At 33.5% G+C, this 16,135-nt stretch carries 13 protein-coding genes; 12 read left to right on the top strand and 1 reads right to left on the bottom strand.

The annotated features are described in order from the left end of the window. Position 1: 1 nt before the first annotated feature. From HMPREF3023_RS06705 to tsaD, 9 genes are all read left to right on the top strand, one after another. Positions 2-592 (top strand): lysophospholipid acyltransferase family protein, encoded by a 591-nt coding sequence (locus HMPREF3023_RS06705; RefSeq protein ID WP_070701926.1) that lies wholly within the window; start codon positions 2-4, stop codon positions 590-592. Continuing rightward, positions 577-2,664 carry a bifunctional 4-hydroxy-3-methylbut-2-enyl diphosphate reductase/30S ribosomal protein S1 gene (locus HMPREF3023_RS06700; protein ID WP_070701924.1) on the top strand — a complete coding sequence of 696 codons (2,088 nt, stop codon included), beginning with the start codon at positions 577-579 and terminating at the stop codon, positions 2,662-2,664. The genes HMPREF3023_RS06705 and HMPREF3023_RS06700 overlap by 16 nt, the downstream gene beginning before the upstream one ends. 269 nt (positions 2,665-2,933) lie before the next feature. Beyond that, positions 2,934-3,509: a hypothetical protein gene (locus HMPREF3023_RS06695; protein WP_246829199.1), complete on the top strand. Its 576-nt coding sequence runs from the start codon at positions 2,934-2,936 to the stop codon at positions 3,507-3,509. Continuing rightward, entirely contained in the window at positions 3,500-5,743 is a 2,244-nt protein-coding gene (locus HMPREF3023_RS06690; protein ID WP_070701920.1) for a DUF3160 domain-containing protein, read from the top strand. The genes HMPREF3023_RS06695 and HMPREF3023_RS06690 overlap by 10 nt, the downstream gene beginning before the upstream one ends. Before the next feature lie 82 nt (positions 5,744-5,825). After that, a complete protein-coding gene (locus HMPREF3023_RS06685) occupies positions 5,826-6,359 on the top strand; it encodes a nitroreductase family protein (protein WP_070701918.1) in 534 nt (177 codons plus the stop codon). Beyond that, positions 6,343-6,801, top strand: a complete 459-nt coding sequence (tsaE, locus tag HMPREF3023_RS06680) for a tRNA (adenosine(37)-N6)-threonylcarbamoyltransferase complex ATPase subunit type 1 TsaE (RefSeq protein ID WP_070701916.1) — start codon at positions 6,343-6,345, stop codon at positions 6,799-6,801. The genes HMPREF3023_RS06685 and tsaE overlap by 17 nt, the downstream gene beginning before the upstream one ends. After that, entirely contained in the window at positions 6,782-7,444 is a 663-nt protein-coding gene (gene tsaB, locus HMPREF3023_RS06675) for a tRNA (adenosine(37)-N6)-threonylcarbamoyltransferase complex dimerization subunit type 1 TsaB (RefSeq protein ID WP_070701914.1), read from the top strand. The genes tsaE and tsaB overlap by 20 nt, the downstream gene beginning before the upstream one ends. Next, on the top strand, positions 7,428-7,862 hold the full coding sequence (gene rimI, locus HMPREF3023_RS06670) for a ribosomal protein S18-alanine N-acetyltransferase (RefSeq protein ID WP_070701912.1): 435 nt from the start codon (positions 7,428-7,430) through the stop codon (positions 7,860-7,862). Before tsaB ends, rimI begins: the two co-directional genes overlap by 17 nt. A 4-nt stretch (positions 7,863-7,866) precedes the next feature. Next, the gene (tsaD, locus tag HMPREF3023_RS06665) at positions 7,867-8,865 is read left to right on the top strand and encodes a tRNA (adenosine(37)-N6)-threonylcarbamoyltransferase complex transferase subunit TsaD (protein WP_070701910.1); all 999 of its coding nucleotides are present in this window, start codon (positions 7,867-7,869) and stop codon (positions 8,863-8,865) included. Between the two features lie 336 nt (positions 8,866-9,201). Here the strand turns inward: tsaD and HMPREF3023_RS06660 are convergent, their stop codons facing one another. Then, positions 9,202-10,719 carry an oleate hydratase gene (locus HMPREF3023_RS06660; RefSeq protein ID WP_070701908.1) on the bottom strand — a complete coding sequence of 506 codons (1,518 nt, stop codon included), beginning with the start codon at positions 10,717-10,719 and terminating at the stop codon, positions 9,202-9,204. Positions 10,720-10,817: 98 nt separating this feature from the next. On the opposite strand from HMPREF3023_RS06660, the gene HMPREF3023_RS06655 reads away from it, so the two are divergent. From HMPREF3023_RS06655 to HMPREF3023_RS06645, 3 genes are all read left to right on the top strand, one after another. Continuing rightward, the gene (locus HMPREF3023_RS06655; protein WP_070701906.1) at positions 10,818-13,709 is read left to right on the top strand and encodes an insulinase family protein; all 2,892 of its coding nucleotides are present in this window, start codon (positions 10,818-10,820) and stop codon (positions 13,707-13,709) included. 11 nt (positions 13,710-13,720) lie between these two features. Next, a complete protein-coding gene (locus HMPREF3023_RS06650) occupies positions 13,721-14,500 on the top strand; it encodes an inositol monophosphatase family protein (protein WP_070701904.1) in 780 nt (259 codons plus the stop codon). Between the two features lie 217 nt (positions 14,501-14,717). Further along, positions 14,718-16,135: hypothetical protein (locus tag HMPREF3023_RS06645; RefSeq protein WP_168165802.1), on the top strand; the 1,418-nt coding region annotated here is incomplete at its 3' end.

Below are 16,135 nucleotides of genomic sequence, written 5' to 3'. Positions count from 1 at the left end.
TATGTTTTACTTTACTGTTAGGAGAATTGTGGGATTTTTTATGAGACACATCTATAGGCTCGAAGTCCATGGAAGAGAAAATATTCCACAAGATTCTGAAAGATTAATAATTTGTGGCAATCACAAGAGCAACCTAGATCCAGTGGCCATTTCAGCAATTTTTGAAAGACAAATTTTTTGGATGGCGAAGAAGGAACTATTCGAAAATAAATTTTTTGGAGGTTTTTTAACTAAGCTTGGAGCCTTTCCCATTGATAGAGAGGGAAATGACCTAGCAGCCATAAAAAAATCTCTAAAAATTTTAAAAAATGAAGATGTTCTTGGAATCTTTCCTGAAGGAACTAGAGTAAAGGAAGCTGACTACACGAGAATAAAGTCTGGCATTGCCTTAATTGCTCAAAAGACAAATTCAAGGGTCCTTCCAGTTTATATTGAGGGAAACTACAAGCCCTTTAGGAAGACCAGGATTTATTTTAGGGAGCCTGTAAAAATTAATAAGGAAATAAAATATTCTCCAGGGGAGCTTGAAAATATTTCTCAAGACATAATGAGAATAGTATATGGTGATGAAGTTAAATGGAAATTATTGTAGCTGACAAGCATGGATTTTGTGGCGGAGTAAAAAGGGCTGTTAAGATAGCCTTTGACAATGCAGGTGAGGGAGTCTATTCCTATGGCGACCTTGTTCACAATGAAGGAGTAGTAAAAGAACTTGAAGACTTAGGAGTTGTGACAATTGATGACACCAATGTTGAAAACTCCAAGGTAATAATAAGAAGTCACGGAGTCCACAAAAAGATTTTAGACAAAGTAGAAGAAAAAAATAATGAAATAATAAATTGTGTTTGCCCCAAGGTAGAAAAAGTTTATAATATAGTAGATAATTTCTACAAAAAAGGTTATAATATAGTAATTATTGGGAATCAAGACCACCCTGAAGTGGTGGGAATAAATTCTCGATGCAATGACTCTGCAACAATTATTTCAAATTTGGAAGATATAAAAATTCCAGAGGGAAAGCTAGTTATTGTCTCACAAACTACAAATAATGTAGATTTTTTCGAAAAAGCAACAAATCTTATAAAAGATATTTCAAAAGATGAAGTTTTAGTTTATAATACTATATGTAATGCAACTTTCGAGAGACAAGAAAGTGTTAGGAATTTATCAAAAAATGTTGACGCTCTAATTGTATTTGGCGGCAAAAAATCTTCCAACACAAAAAAACTTGCAGAAATTGCGAAATTAAATTGTAAAAATGTATTTTTAATTCAGTCCATTAGAGATATTGATTTAAATATATTTAAAAAATTTAATAAAATAGGTATTACCGCCGGAGCATCCACACCGGAATCGGTAATCAAGGAGGCTGTTAGTAGGATGGAAAATTTTGACAAAGGTGAGATGATGGAAGCCATCGAAAATTCTTTTAAGAGAATTAGACGTGGCGAAGTAGTAACTGGAGAGGTTTTATATATAACTGATTCAGAAGTAATGGTTAATCTTGGATACAGATCAGATGGTATCATTTCAAGAGATGAACTTGCAGGAGGACCTGATGTAAATCCTCAAGATCTTTATGAACAAGGTCAAGAAATTGATGTTTACGTTCTAAAGATGGATGATGGAGACGGCAATGTTGTCCTTTCAACAAAAAGAGTTGCTGACATGAAGGTTTGGGATGAAGTTGAAGAACTTTATAACAACAAAGAAAACATAACAGTAACTGTTAAAAATCAAGTTAAGGGCGGACTTACTGCAGATTACAGAGGACTTAATGCATTTATACCAGCATCTCATGTTTCTGTTAGATTCCAAAAAGATTTAAGCAAATTCATTGGAGAAGAATTCGAAACTGAAATTATCGATTTTGATAAGAGAAAGAGAAGAATTGTTCTTTCAAGAAAGAATGTACTTCAAGAAGAATTAGACAAGATTCGTGACGAAGTATATGACAAGCTTGAAGAAGGAGACATTATCGAAGGAACTGTACAAAGATTAACTAACTTTGGTGCATTCGTAGATGTTGGAGGAGTAGATGGACTTATCCATATCTCTGAACTTTCTTGGAACAGAGTTAAACACCCTTCAGATGTAGTAGCACCTGGAGATGTTGTAAAAGTACAAGTTCTTAATGTAGATAAAGAAAAGAATAGAATCGCACTTGGACTAAAACAAACTATGGAAAAACCATGGGATGTATTTACTAAAGAAGTTAAAGTTGGCGACGTTGTTAAGGGTAAGGTTGTAAACCTACTTGACTTCGGTGCTTTCGTAAGACTTGAACAAGGCGTTGATGGTCTACTTCACGTTTCTCAAATCTCAAGAGAACACGTTGAAAAACCACAAGATAAACTTTCTATTGGTGAAGAAGTTACAGTTAAGGTAACTGACATTGATGAAGAAAATCAAAAGATTTCTCTTTCAATCAAGGCTCTAATTGAACCAGAAGAAAAAGAAGAAAGCGAAGAAGCTAAACCAAGAGAAAGAAAACCTAGAAGAGAAAGAAGAGCTCCAAAGAGAGAAAAGAAAATTGAAGAACCTAAACAAGATGACTTCAATATGACTATTGGAGAAATGCTAGGACTTAATTTCTCAGATGCAAATCTTGACGCTGATCTAATCGACGAAGATGCAACTGAAGAAAACACAGATAATGAATAATAATTCTTATTTGAAATTAAATGTTAAGAGAATCTAAAAGAAACTCTTTAAGATATAGAAAACTCAGGAAAATTTCCTGGGTTTTTTATTTTGTAATTTTTTATAATTTAAGATTAAAAATATTTAAATAGAGTTAATCTCATAAAATTTTTGATTAAGTAAGTCTGAAATTTTATAAATAATAAATTAAAAAAAACTTTATATAAATAAACTGCTAAATTAAATGATATAATAAAAGCATGAAGTACTTAATATTTTTACTTGTTTTTTTGACAGGATGTAGAGGCAATGAAGCTAAAGTTATAGATAGTGCAAGCCAAGCTAATCTTTCGGTAGAAATCATTTCTTTTGATGACAAGTATGGAAGTGAACTGAGGATTAAAAATAAAAACGAAGAATTTATTATTGATGTCAGTGATCTTAGGCCCTGGAAGATTGACTTAGCTAATGTGGATGGAGGTCCAATTGAGCTTGCACTTGGAGTTTATAAAAAAACTCCCTTTGATCAAAAGTTTGACAGGAGGTGCTTCCTATATAACATTGACTTTAAAAATCAAAAGTTAAGGCCAAAATTAAGAATCTCAAGACTTCATAACCCTATAAAAGATTTTAACTTGTGTGATCTTGATGGAGATGGATATGATGAAATTATTTCTATAGAAAAAAACCTTGATGGCAATTATCTATTTGGTGTCTATGACTGGACAAATTTCGCTGTCGAGAGAAATCATGGAAGTGAGGTCTTAATGGATGAGCCTAAGTTTTTAGACAAGGAGAAAAAAGTTGAGATAGATGGAAAGAAATGCGAATTATATTTAGAAGGAGATGAAGTAAAATGGAAGTAAAGAAAAAAATACTTGTGACTTCACTTTTGACACTTACTCTTTTATCAGCCTGTAAAAATGATAAGGGACCTTTGCCAGAAAAGGAAACTGCAAAGATTGAATTACAAGATACGAAATTTTTAGATGAAATGGAAAACAAAACTGCTTATATTGATTACAAACTTTCTGAATTTACACCAAGTCTTGAAGATTATACAGTTGCAAAAGATTTTTCCAATGTAGAAAATTTTTCTGACTTTGGAGATTTTACAGAAAGACAAAAGGAAATGCTATTAAAAAATGGTTTTGTAATTACTAAGCCAAAAAATTTAGAAGACAATGAATACATGGAAGATCCTTGGAATTATGAATTTGACCAAATTCACCAAGTTTATGAAGACAATGAATATAAAGAATTAGCAAGTTTTGTGACAACTGATTCAGTAACTCACATCTTCCATATTTTCTACGATGGATTCTTGAGAAATTTGGAAAAGGAAGAGCTCTATCCAAAGTCTATTGACCTAAATAAAAAATTGCTTGAAGAAAATATAAATCTATTAAGTGAAATAAAAAATGAAAGATTAAAAGAAATTCAAAATAGAAACATTGCCTTTATAGCAACTGGGCTTAAAATCTTGGTAAGCGAGCCAGAAAATTTGCCAGGAAAGGCAAAGGAATTAGTTGACGAAGAGATGAAAAATGTATCACAAGGAGAAGTTTGGCCATCTAATATAAGTGGAAGGGACATTGACTATTCACAACTTAAACCAAGAGGCCACTACACTAGAAGTGAAGAATTAAAAAAATATTTTTCAGGCACAATGTACTTTGGTCAAGTTGGACTCTTTATAGAGAATGAAGGCAAGCCTGATGAAGACAGTATCTTGCAAGGACTTCTTCTAACTTATTCAATTTATAAAAATCCTGGAATTTTAAAAAATTGGGAAGATTTAGTTGAGCCAATTGATTTTATGGTGGAATCTGCTGATGACCTTTCTATAAGAGAATTTGCAAGAACACTTTATGGAGTTTATGGAAAAGATTTTGATATTAACAAATTAGATGATAATAAAAATTTAAGCAAAGCTTACACAGTCTTAAAGTCCTATCCAGATCCACAAGTTGCTGGTTTTATGGGCAAGTCCTTTAGGTATATGCCACAAAGAGCAGTTATGGATAGCGTATTGATGCAAAATGTTGTTGATATTGCGAGCCAAAATCACCCATCTGATAGACCAATATATTCTGGCTTGGACCTTATGGCTGCCTTTGAAAATGAAAAGGCGAGAGAAATTTTAGATAATGATTCCTACAATTCTCACTGGGATAAGTACAAGGAAAAAACTGATGAAAATATTTCAAGTGTGAAGAAGATGGAAGACTTAGACTGGCAAAAAAATATGTACCGTGGATGGCTATGGATGCTAAAGTCCTATGACCAAAAATTTGGAGAGGGCTATCCAATGTTTATGAGAAATGATGCTTGGGAAAGAAAGGACCTAGTATCTGCTCTTGGATCATTTGCAGAACTAAAACACGACACAGTTTTATATGGCAAGGCAGTCATGGCTGAAATGGGTGGCGGAGGAGATTTTGAAATTCCAAAATCCTATGTTGAACCAAATGTAGAACTTTACGAAAAATTAAATTGGCTTCTTGAATTTACAAAGGTAAATTTAAAAAATCGAGACATGTTAAGTGAAAAGTATGAAGAAAAAATAAATAATTTCCAAGCTATGGTTATTAAATTTAGAGACATTTCTATTAAGGAACTTCAAAATGAGCCACTTACTGAAGAAGAAATTATTGATTTACTAAACATTGGTGGAGAAATGGAAAGAATAATGGTTGACTTCGTTGAGTCATCTGATGAAAATAATATTTCTTATTGGTATGAAATCCAAAATGCAACTGACAGGAGGATGCCAGTAGTAGTTGACCTAATGAGAGTTGTAGAGAACAGCGTGGGTCTTCCTGAAGACGAAATTTCTCACATAGGAACAGGGAAGCCAATGGAAATTTTTGTTATCTATCCTCACCAAGATAAACTTTACATGGGTAGGGGAGGAACTTTCTCTTATTACGAATTTTTAGATAAGGACAGACTCACTGACGAAGATTGGCAAAAGATGGTTTACGATGATGCAACAGATTTTCCAACTTGGTACAAGGACCTTGTGACAGAAGAAAAGAAAGCAATAGAATTTCATAGTTATGGACCAGATTATGAAGAAAGCATGTATAAAGAATAGTTAAAGAGGGCTAGTCCCTCTTTTTTCTTGCAAATTTTTAAATTTAAAATTACTATGTGTTATAATATTTTGAGGTGATAATATGCTTTTAGATTTAGTTGAAAAGAGAAGAAGTATAAGAAAATTTACTGATGAAAAAGTTTCTGAAGAAGACTTGAGAGAAATCTTAACTATTGCACTTCATGCCCCAACGGCAAAAAACAGAAACCCAGTTAGATATATAATTATTAGAGATAAAAAAAGATTGGAAGAACTTTCTAATTATAAGGTAAATAGTGCCAAGTTCTTGGCTGGAGCTGATGTAGCCATTGCCATAGTAACTGATAGCGAGATTGCACCAAACACCAACCACCAAGACGCATCTATTGCTGCAACTTATATCTTACTTGCAGCAGCTGACTTGGACCTTGGGGCAACTTGGGCCAATGTGACTGATTCTAAACATGAAAGTGGAATTCCTGCCCAAGAATTTCTGCACAAGTTCTTTGACCTTGAAGATAAGTTTGATGTTGAGTGCATAATTGGCATAGGTCATCCAGCCGAAGAAAAGTCAGAGAAAGTTCCCTTTGAATATTCTGAAAATGTATTTGAGGATTTACATGATAAGCTTAAATAATTTAGAAGAGACAGAAAAATTTGGACTCTTTCTTGGAGAAAACTTAAGACCAGGAGATGTTGTCTGCCTTAATGGTGACTTGGGAGCAGGCAAAACTACTCTTACAAAGTCCATAGCCAAGGGACTTGGGATCCATGACTATGTTACAAGCCCTACTTTTACCATTGTAAATGAATATTATAGCGAAATTGACTTATACCACATTGACACTTATAGGCTTGATGACATGGTTGATGTGGACTATCTTGGTTTTGATGAATACTTTTATTCTGATGGAGTTACTATAGTGGAATGGGCTGAAAAAATTAGGGATGCCCTACCAGAAGAGTATATGGAGATAAATATTAAGTCCCAGGATGATAAGAGGGACTTGGATATAAATTATGTTGGAAATAGGTTTGATGAATTGAAGGAGAAATTAGATGAAAGTTTTGGGAATTGATACTTCCACAAGAACAACTGCTATTGGACTAATTGAAGATGATGAGGTCCTAGCTGAATATAACTTAAGAGGCCTGGTTTCTCATTCAGAATCTGTGACAGATATGATTGAAGAAATTTTTAAAAAGTTTGATTTTTCCCTTGATGATATTGACCTAATTGCAGTGGGAGTAGGACCAGGATCCTTTACAGGACTTAGGATTGGTATTACTATTGCCAAAGTCTTGGCCTTTTCACTTGATAAGGACTTAATTGGAGTTTCTTCTCTTGTTGCAAATGGGATGTCAGACTACGGCAAGGTTGCTGCTATTGTCGATGCGAGACGTGGAAATGTCTATGGATCTATAATTGACAATGACAAGGATCCAGAAGTTTTATTTGAAGATTCCCTCTTGGCCTTTGAAAGGTTTAAGGAAGAATTAGATAAGTATGATGAAGTCACTCTTGTGGGACTCGATGCAGAAAAGTTCCTAGGAGATATTCCTCAAGGAAAATTATCCAAGAACAAGGGTATGAAGGGGACTAACATTGCAAGACTAGGTCTAATAGAATATAAAAAGAAAGGACCTGTTGATGTCTTTGGTCTTGTACCGAATTATTTAAAACTTTCTCAGGCAGAGGCCCAGTATGAAAAAAATCACTAGACTGGCAAATAAGTCTGACATAGATAGGATTCACGAAATTGAAGTTGAGACCTTTGAAAATCCATGGTCAAAAAAATCCATCGAGAACGCCGTAATTTTTGATGAACTTTCAGATATTTTAGTAGTTGAAGTTGATGGTGAAATAGGCGGATTCATTTCCTTTATGAGGATTTATGATGAAATTCACATAGGAAATGTAGCTGTTGGAAGAAATTATCGTGGACAAAAACTTGCAAATGACCTTTTTGAAGGTCTAATTGATCTTGCAGAAAGAGAATCTTACAAGATGACCCTGGAGGTAGAAAAGTCAAATAGGGTCGCCTTTAATTTATATAAAAAGTTTGGATTTACAATCCAAGGAGTGAGAAAAGATTATTACGGCATTGACAGAGATGCCTATATAATGTGGAGGGAGTGATGAGATGAAAGTTTTGGCAGTGGAATCCTCTTGTGATGAAACTTCTGTTGCTGTTGTTGAAGACGGACGAAAAGTTTATTCCAATGTGATTGCATCCCAAATTGATACCCACAAAAAATTTGGTGGAGTTGTACCTGAAATTGCATCAAGACAACATGTTGAAGCTATTAACACAGTCCTAAAGGAAGGACTTGACGAGGCAGGAGTGGACCTCAAGGACATAGATATTATTGCAGCCACGAAGGGTCCAGGACTTATTGGAGCCCTGCTTGTGGGATTGAGTGCAGGAAAGACCCTTGCCATTGCAACAAATAAACCCTTTGTTGGGGTCAACCACATTGTGGGACACGTTTGTGCAAATTATATTTCCTTTAAGGACTTGGAGCCACCCTTTATTGGACTAATAATTTCTGGTGGTCATACCTACTTAATTGAAGTCAAGGACTATGTTGACTTTACCCTTCATGGAAGAACTGTTGACGATGCAGTGGGTGAAGCTTTTGACAAGGTGGCAAGATCCATGGGGATTGGTTATCCAGGTGGACCAATAGTTGATAAGCTTGCAAAAGAAGGCAAGGAAACTATAGACTTCCCAAGGGTAATGATCAAGGAAGATAATTATAATTTTTCTTTTTCTGGACTTAAGACTGCAGTCTTAAATTATTTAAACTCAACTAAGCTTCGTGGAGAAGAAATTGTCATAGAAGATGTGTGCAAGTCCTTCCAAGAAGCAGTGGTTGACGTCTTACTTGAAAAATCTTTTAGGCTTGCAAGAGAAAAAAATATGGGTAAGATTGTCCTTTGCGGTGGAGTTTCAGCAAACTCTAGGATAAGAGAAGCCTTTGAAGAAAAGGGTGCCGAAGAAAATATTAAAATTTTCTATCCTGACTTAAAGCTCTGCACAGACAATGCTGCTATGATTGCTTCGGCAGCTTATTATGAATACATGGCTGGCAATCTTGATGAAAAAAATTTTGCAAATCCAAATTTAGGTTTGGAATAAGTTAGAAAATAAAAAATCTAAGTCTATGAATTAAAATGTTTCATGGCTTAGATTTTTTTATTTCTTTAATTTTCTAGGCTTGTAAAAAGTTGTGGGCTTATAATAAGTTGTAAAGTCGTAATTATTTATTAGTCATAGTTATTTGCAAAGTCGTAATTATTTATTAGTCATAATTATTTGCAAAGTCGTAATTGTTTATTAAGTCATAAATATTTAATAAGTCACAAGTATTTTAAGGCTTGGCAATAATTATGGACTCACAAAATTTTTTACACTTATAAAGAACATCTTAAAACTTAATAGAAAATAAAAAAAGTGCATCTCTGCACTTTATTTTTATAAGTTATTAAGGAATTTTAAAATTTCCATTTTTGTAAGATTATTTTCAAAAACTTCTAGGTGGTCAATCCCCATTAGCTCGTGGGAACTTTTCAATCCCATTTTAATTAATTTTTCCACTGAGTATAGTTCTCCAAAGTCATAAGACTTTGATGATAGGAAAATTAAATTTGAAATTTGATTTACCTTCTTATTGTAAACTTCTCCTGAGACCTTCTTGTAGTTTTCCATAAGGGATATGGAGACAGATTTTAGCTTAAGCCTCAATTCGCCATAATCGTCTTCAAGTCCAAAAAGTTTTATGAGCTCAAAGAAAAAGTCTTCACCGTTAAGGGCCTTAAATACATCTCCCACAAAGATTGAATTCTTGTTGGGGTTCATGACCTTTAAGATAATTCTATTATCAATGACTTTTGCAGAAATTCCTGACTTAGATTTAAAAATAAATAAGTCACTATCTCTTAGATTACTTTTAATTTTTTCCAAGAAAATCGGTTCAGAGAAGTTAAAGTTTACGTATAAAATTCCCGAATCGGAAGTCTTTCCCTTAATTTCCTTGTAGATGTCCCTAGTTGACATTTTTTCTCCAGAATAATAAGTGTTTAAAATATTTTCCGGGACTTCTCTTATGTTGCCAAGGGACAGGTTGTCCAAATAAGTTGGCGACTCAATAGAAATAATATCCTTTAAGTCAGTATAGACTTCCTCAACCTGTTCATCTTTTTCAAAGACAAGCTTGTTCACATGAGTCTTTTCTGACGAAAATTCAAGAAACTTGTAGCCATCAAGGAAGTTAACTCCACTTTTTTCCAAGTAGGAGCGAAGCTTCTCGTAAATAAGCTTGCTGTCTAAAGTAAAGTAAGATTGAGAACCAATATAATCAAGTAGACCTTCTCTAAGTTCCTTGACTGGAGAAGTGGCCTTTAAATTGTAAATATTTGCCAAGTAGTAGTAAAAGTTTGATTTCAAGAAGTCTGAAAACAAGAAGTATTTTTCAATACTTGACTCAGTTTCCAAGTCAAGGGGAGAGAGCATTAGCTTGTAAATTTTTTTCTTGCTGGCTTCATCTACTTCATCAATCTTATAAGATGAATTCATAGACAAGTCCATAATCCTTGGGCTTTCTTTTTTTGCAATTTTTTCATATATTTCAAGAATTTCTTCTTCAGTCATTATATTTTTTAAAAGTTCGAGAGTATTCTTAAAGTTATATTCAGAGAACCTATTGTCAAAAGTCACATAGGTATTTTCATCTTCATTTATATTTGTAAATTCATTAAAGGCCTTTGTATAAATATTTATATTTTTTGGGTCTAAGTTTGCGTGGTTAATAAGGCCATAGGCAAGAGCTAAGTTGCCAAATCCATCTCCCAAGAGATAGGCAAGGGACTCTTCGTCACGATTTGGCATTAGGACCTTTACGTCATCGTCAGAAGCTTTTTTTGCAGCAAATATGGCTGCTGAAATTGTGGCAGCTGCAAGAGCCAGTTTTTTGATGTCATTTTTTCTTGACATAATTTCACCTCTCTTAGCCTTTACCCAATAAATAGTCACTTAATTCTAGTTTGTTAAATTGTTTTTTAACAAGTATAATGGACTTTGGAGGGATTAACTTGAATAATTATAAATTAATCGAAGAAAAATATATAGACGAGGTTGCATCTAACTGCAAGGTCTATACTCATATAAAGACAGGAGCAAGAGTCTTAACTCTTGAAAACAATGACGACAACAAGGCCTTTGGGATTGGCTTTAGGACACCACCTGAAAGAGGAAATGGTGTTTGCCACATTGTTGAGCACTGTGTTCTTTCTGGCTCTAGAAAGTTTAAGACAAAGGAACCTTTTATGGATTTAATTAAGTCATCATTGCAAACATTTTTAAATGCTATGACTTTTCCAGACAAAACAATTTACCCAGTTTCATCAAGAAATGAAAAAGACTTTTACAACTTGATGGATGTTTACCTTGATGCAGTTTTTCACCCAGCAATTTATGAAGAAGAGAAAATATTTCTACAAGAGGGCTGGCACTATGAACTAAAGGACAAGGAAGACGACTTAAAATACAATGGAGTTGTTTATAACGAGATGAAGGGAGTTTATTCTGCATCAGAAAACCTTGTGTCTGATGCTATGGTCTTTGCCCTTCATGAAGACTCATCCTATGGAGTTGACTCTGGTGGGGATCCAAAACTCATTCCAAGTCTAAGTTATGAGGAGTTTAAAGACTACCACAAAAAATACTACCACCCATCAAACTCTTATATTTACCTTTATGGAAATCAAAATATGGAAGAGGCCTTGGACTTTATTGACAAGAATTATTTACAAGACTTTGACAAGGCTGAAATTAATTCTGAAATTATCTTAAATGATGAAATAAAGAAAACTAAAGATGTAGAAATAACTTTTTCTGCATCAAAGGAAGAAATGAAGGACAAGATAGACTATTTATCCAAGGGTTGGACTCTTGGTTATGCTGACTCCAAGATGGATGTCTTTATGCGTGACTTCTTGGCAGAACTTTTAATTGATGCTCAAGGGGGACCACTTAAGAAGGCAATCTTTGATGCAGGACTTGCTGAAGATGTCTATTCAGAAACTTCTTCATCACTTCCTCTAGATCTATCAATTGTCTTAAAAAATACTGAGGCCGACAAGAAAGATGAATTCTTAAAAATATTGAGAGAAAGTCTTGAAAAATTAGTTGAGGAAGGAATCGATAAGGACCTACTTGAAGCAACTTTAAATAAATTTGAATTTATCTTCAGAGAGGGTGGAGGAACTCAAAAGGCAATAATATATTATATTAGGGCCCTTAATTCTTGGTTATATGACCAATCACCCCTTGATGCCCTTTATTACAACGACGTTTTAAGTGAAGTTAAGGAAAAACTAGATGATGGTTTTGTAGAAAATTATATCAAGGAAAAATTATTGGACAATGAGTATTCTGTAAATCTAGTTGCAAGACCAGAGCTAAATAAAAATCACAGGGAAGAGGAAGAATTAAAGAAAGAACTTCAAGAGCTTAAGTCAAAAATGTCTGATGAAGAAATCCAAGAAATTGTAAAAAAATCAAGAGACCTTGAAGAATATCAAAATCAAGAAGATTCTCAAGAAAACAAGGACACCATTCCTTCTCTAGAATTATCTGACATTGATGAAAAGGTCACTGAATATCCAGTGGAAGAAGACAAGCTTGGAGATGTAGTTTATTTAAAAACTCATCAAGAGACAAATGGAATTGTCTACACTACACTTTCTCATGATATTTCCTTTATTGAAAAAGAAGAAATGGAGAAAATGTCCCTTTTACTTTCACTAATTGGCCTAATTGACACAAAAAATTACACTTATGAAGAGTTGAACAACGAGATCTACAAGGCAACGGGAGGAATTTCCTTTAACCCATCTGTTTATGTGGATGCTAAGGACAAAGAAAAATATGTCCTTAGGATGAATATCAAGATGAAGTCTACTGCAGATAAGCTAGGAAGAGGTCTTGAAATTATAGATGAAATTATGAATAATTCGCTTCTTGATTCTAAAAAGAGAATTAAGGAACTTTTGAATATTTTAAAATCAAGAATTGAGTCCACAATGCTACAAAATGGCCACCAATTCATAATTTCAATTTTAAAATCCTACTACTCAAGAGTTGCTGACATCCAATCACATATTGGAGGACTAAACTATTACGACTTCATGAGAGATTTAGTAGAAAACTTTGAAGAAAAGTGGGAAGATTTTGAAAAAGAGTCAGAAAAAATCTATGAAAAACTCTTTGTTAGAGATAACTTAATAATTTCTACTGCAGGAAACCTAGAAGACTTAAATAATATTAAGCCTGAGCTTGAAAAATATATCAATTCCTTAGAAATGAAAAATATTAAGCCAGCAGATTATGAATTCGAAAGAAATAATAAGAATGAAGGACTTTACACAACTTCAAATGTTGTTTATGTATCAAAGGGTTACAACCTTGAAGACTTGGGTCTAAAGTACAGGGGAGACTTAACAGTTCTAGCAAATATTTTAAACTCATCCTACCTGCACAATGAAATAAGAGCCAAGGGTGGTGCCTATGGTGGAGGAATCACTATAGGAAGGTCTGGCGACATGGCAACTTATTCTTACAGGGACCCTAATTTAAAAAATACTGTTAAGGTTTATGATTCTATTGGAAGCTTTGTAGAAAATGTAAAAATGTCAGATGAGGATCTTAAAAACTTTATTATTGGATCAATGAATTCCTTTGACCCACTACTTTCTCCAGAACAAGTGGGAGACATCAACCTTTCAAGATTTATTACAGGACTTAAGGTTGAAGATCTAGAAAAATCTAAGAAAGAAGCCCTGGAAACAAACTTAGAAAAATTAAATTCCTATGGAAAAATCTTTGATGAAGCTATGAAGAAAAATTATCTAACTGCCTTTGGTAGTGAAAATATAATTAGGGATGGAGAAGATCTCTTTAAGGAAATAAAATCAATTAAGTGAGTGGAGGAAGAATGATAAATTATCATGAAATTTTAGGCAAAATAGAAAAATTAATGAAGGAAGCCTCCAAAATTTTCTTTGACTTAGACCCTCAAAATAACTTTGAGATGAAGGGGAGAAATGATTTTGTCACAGAAGTTGATTTTAAGGTTCAAGAAGTTTTAGAAGAAGAACTTTTAAAATTAATAGAAAGCTCCAACCTCTTGGCAGAAGAAAAGGGCAAGTCAAGTGCAGATATAAAAGACTACACTTGGGTCCTTGATCCTGTTGATGGGACCAGCAACTTGGTCCACGGTTTTCAACATTCAGTTATTTCTCTTGCACTTATGGAAAAATCTGAATTTGTCATAGGAGCAGTCTATGATCCTTATAGGGATGAATTTTTCTCAGCAATAAGGGACCATGGAGCAAAATTAAATGGTAAGGAAATCAAAGTTTCATCCAATGAAGAATTTGCTAATTCATTAATTGGTGCAGGAACAGGTGGAGGAAGACTGGGAAGAGTTGATGAGACTTTTGAAATGATGAGATATATTTATGAGAACACTAATGGGATAAGACGAATTGGGTCTGCAGCTCTTGAGATGTGCTACTCAGCCTGTGGAAGGTACGATGCCTTTATTGAAGATGACTTAAACCTTTGGGACTATGCTGCTGGAACTTTAATAGTGAGAGAAGCTGGTGGACATGTAATCAATATGCATGGAGAAGAAGTTACTTCAGAAAGAAGGGGCGGAATAATTTCTGGAGGCAAGAAGATAGTGGACGAACTTAGAAGATTCACCTATTAAAAATTTATTTCATTTATGAATTTTTTATGTGAAATGAATTATTTTACAAATGAAAATTTTAGATTAAGGAGTCAGGTAACTGACTTCTTTTTTATTTCTTATAGAAGAAGAGCTTTATCTTTGCTATAATTATTGTTAGAGAAAACGCATTCCTAAATTAAATTTTTCTATATTTTGAATAAAGAAGAGGGACATGAATTAAAGTAGGAGGCTAAGAATGAACAGAAAAACATTTTCACTTGTGACAAGTCTTGCAATTTTAACTTCCAGCCTGAGTCCAACGTGGGCAGCAGGCAAAGATTTTACATATCAAAACTTAAATCAAAACTTGCCAATTAAAGCTCCGGTTGATGAGACAAAAGCGGCAGAAGAAAATATAGACCTTCCCTTGGTGACAGAAACATTGCCAGATGAAAGTGTAAGGAATAAGTATGTAAAAATAATTTTTATACCAGAAACAAAAAAGGTTAATGGTGTCATAGAATATGGAAAACTAGTAGACGAGTATGGAAATAACATTACAACAAATGAAAATTCTTCTGACGAAGAAAAGTCAAAAACATTTTATGTTCTTAAAAGTGCCGGATGGTCAGATGTTTTAAATTATAAAGAGGATGGTAAATTAATTTTGCCTAAACTTGAAGTTGAAAATAATGAAAGTAATCCTGAAAAGAAGAAAATTCATAAATTTCTAGGATGGTCGTTAAGTAATAATCTTAGAGATCCTTTTAATTTAAAAAAATATAAAAAGGTTTCTGACATAGGGACAAGTGATACCCTAGAATTTAAATCAAGATTTGAAAATTCACCATATTTTTATGGAACTGTAAGAACACCGGCATATGATCCAGATGGATATAAAGTCGAAGAATTTAGTAAAAGATATAATTACAATGAGTTTACCTCTTTTTCATATTTAAGTAGATGGAGAGGACAGCTTTCTCCAAATGAAAAACAAAAAGAGTTTGCAGACCCAAAAGACTTTCCTTCAAAAAGAATTTATTTTTATTTTAAAAAGAATTCTGGAACTTATAAATTTGGTGATTATAAACCTAGTATTGTAAACGAAAAAAATAATACATTCTGGTATTGGTGTTATGATGGAGCACACGGAAATATAGCGTGGGATAGTTTTGACATGTACGATAATGCCAGAGAATTTAAGGCAATTTTTATAAATAAGTTTTTTAGAATACCAGATAATATTGATTTGGAAAAATTACCCTTACCTGAAGGAATATTTGTTGTTAAGCTTGAATCAGAAAATGGATATACTGTTGAAGGTTTAACCTTTACTAGGAATGCTGTTAGAGGTGGAGTTTCATTAGCTGAAGTTACGAGCATACCTAAAGAGCCAGAGTTAATTGGTGAAAATAATTTTAAATACGAGGGTGAAGTTGCTTGGTATGATGGATACAAAAAAATTAATAATCCTAGTGAGTTTAAAATAAATTCTGATATAGTTTTAACTGCTAGGCCAGTTAAAGATTATGAATCAGAAAAATTCACACCTCAAGTTAAGGAGATTGAAGTTAATAAAGACGAAGATGTGACAATAAAAAAATTAAAGTCTGGTATTACAAATTTAACAGAAGACATTAATGATATTGAGATTGTAGAAAATGTAGATACTTC

The sequence above is a fragment of the Peptoniphilus sp. HMSC075B08 genome (genome assembly GCF_001815405.1).
GTDB lineage: Bacteria > Bacillota > Clostridia > Tissierellales > Peptoniphilaceae > Peptoniphilus_A > Peptoniphilus_A harei.
Note: the sequence above shows the minus strand (reverse complement) of the source record. Positions and strands in the feature narration are given on the sequence as shown.

Bases quoted from the DNA above. Each gene is read 5' to 3' on its own strand.
- HMPREF3023_RS06705 (WP_070701926.1), top strand. From the start codon at position 2: ATGTTTTACTTTACTGTTAGGAGAATTGTGGGATTTTTTATGAGACAC.
- HMPREF3023_RS06700 (WP_070701924.1), top strand. From the start codon at position 577: ATGGAAATTATTGTAGCTGACAAGCATGGATTTTGTGGCGGAGTAAAA.
- HMPREF3023_RS06690 (WP_070701920.1), top strand. From the start codon at position 3,500: ATGGAAGTAAAGAAAAAAATACTTGTGACTTCACTTTTGACACTTACT.
- HMPREF3023_RS06685 (WP_070701918.1), top strand. From the start codon at position 5,826: ATGCTTTTAGATTTAGTTGAAAAGAGAAGAAGTATAAGAAAATTTACT.
- tsaE (WP_070701916.1), top strand. From the start codon at position 6,343: ATGATAAGCTTAAATAATTTAGAAGAGACAGAAAAATTTGGACTCTTT.
- tsaB (WP_070701914.1), top strand. From the start codon at position 6,782: ATGAAAGTTTTGGGAATTGATACTTCCACAAGAACAACTGCTATTGGA.
- rimI (WP_070701912.1), top strand. From the start codon at position 7,428: ATGAAAAAAATCACTAGACTGGCAAATAAGTCTGACATAGATAGGATT.
- tsaD (WP_070701910.1), top strand. From the start codon at position 7,867: ATGAAAGTTTTGGCAGTGGAATCCTCTTGTGATGAAACTTCTGTTGCT.
- HMPREF3023_RS06660 (WP_070701908.1), bottom strand. From the start codon at position 10,719: ATGTCAAGAAAAAATGACATCAAAAAACTGGCTCTTGCAGCTGCCACA.
- HMPREF3023_RS06650 (WP_070701904.1), top strand. From the start codon at position 13,721: ATGATAAATTATCATGAAATTTTAGGCAAAATAGAAAAATTAATGAAG.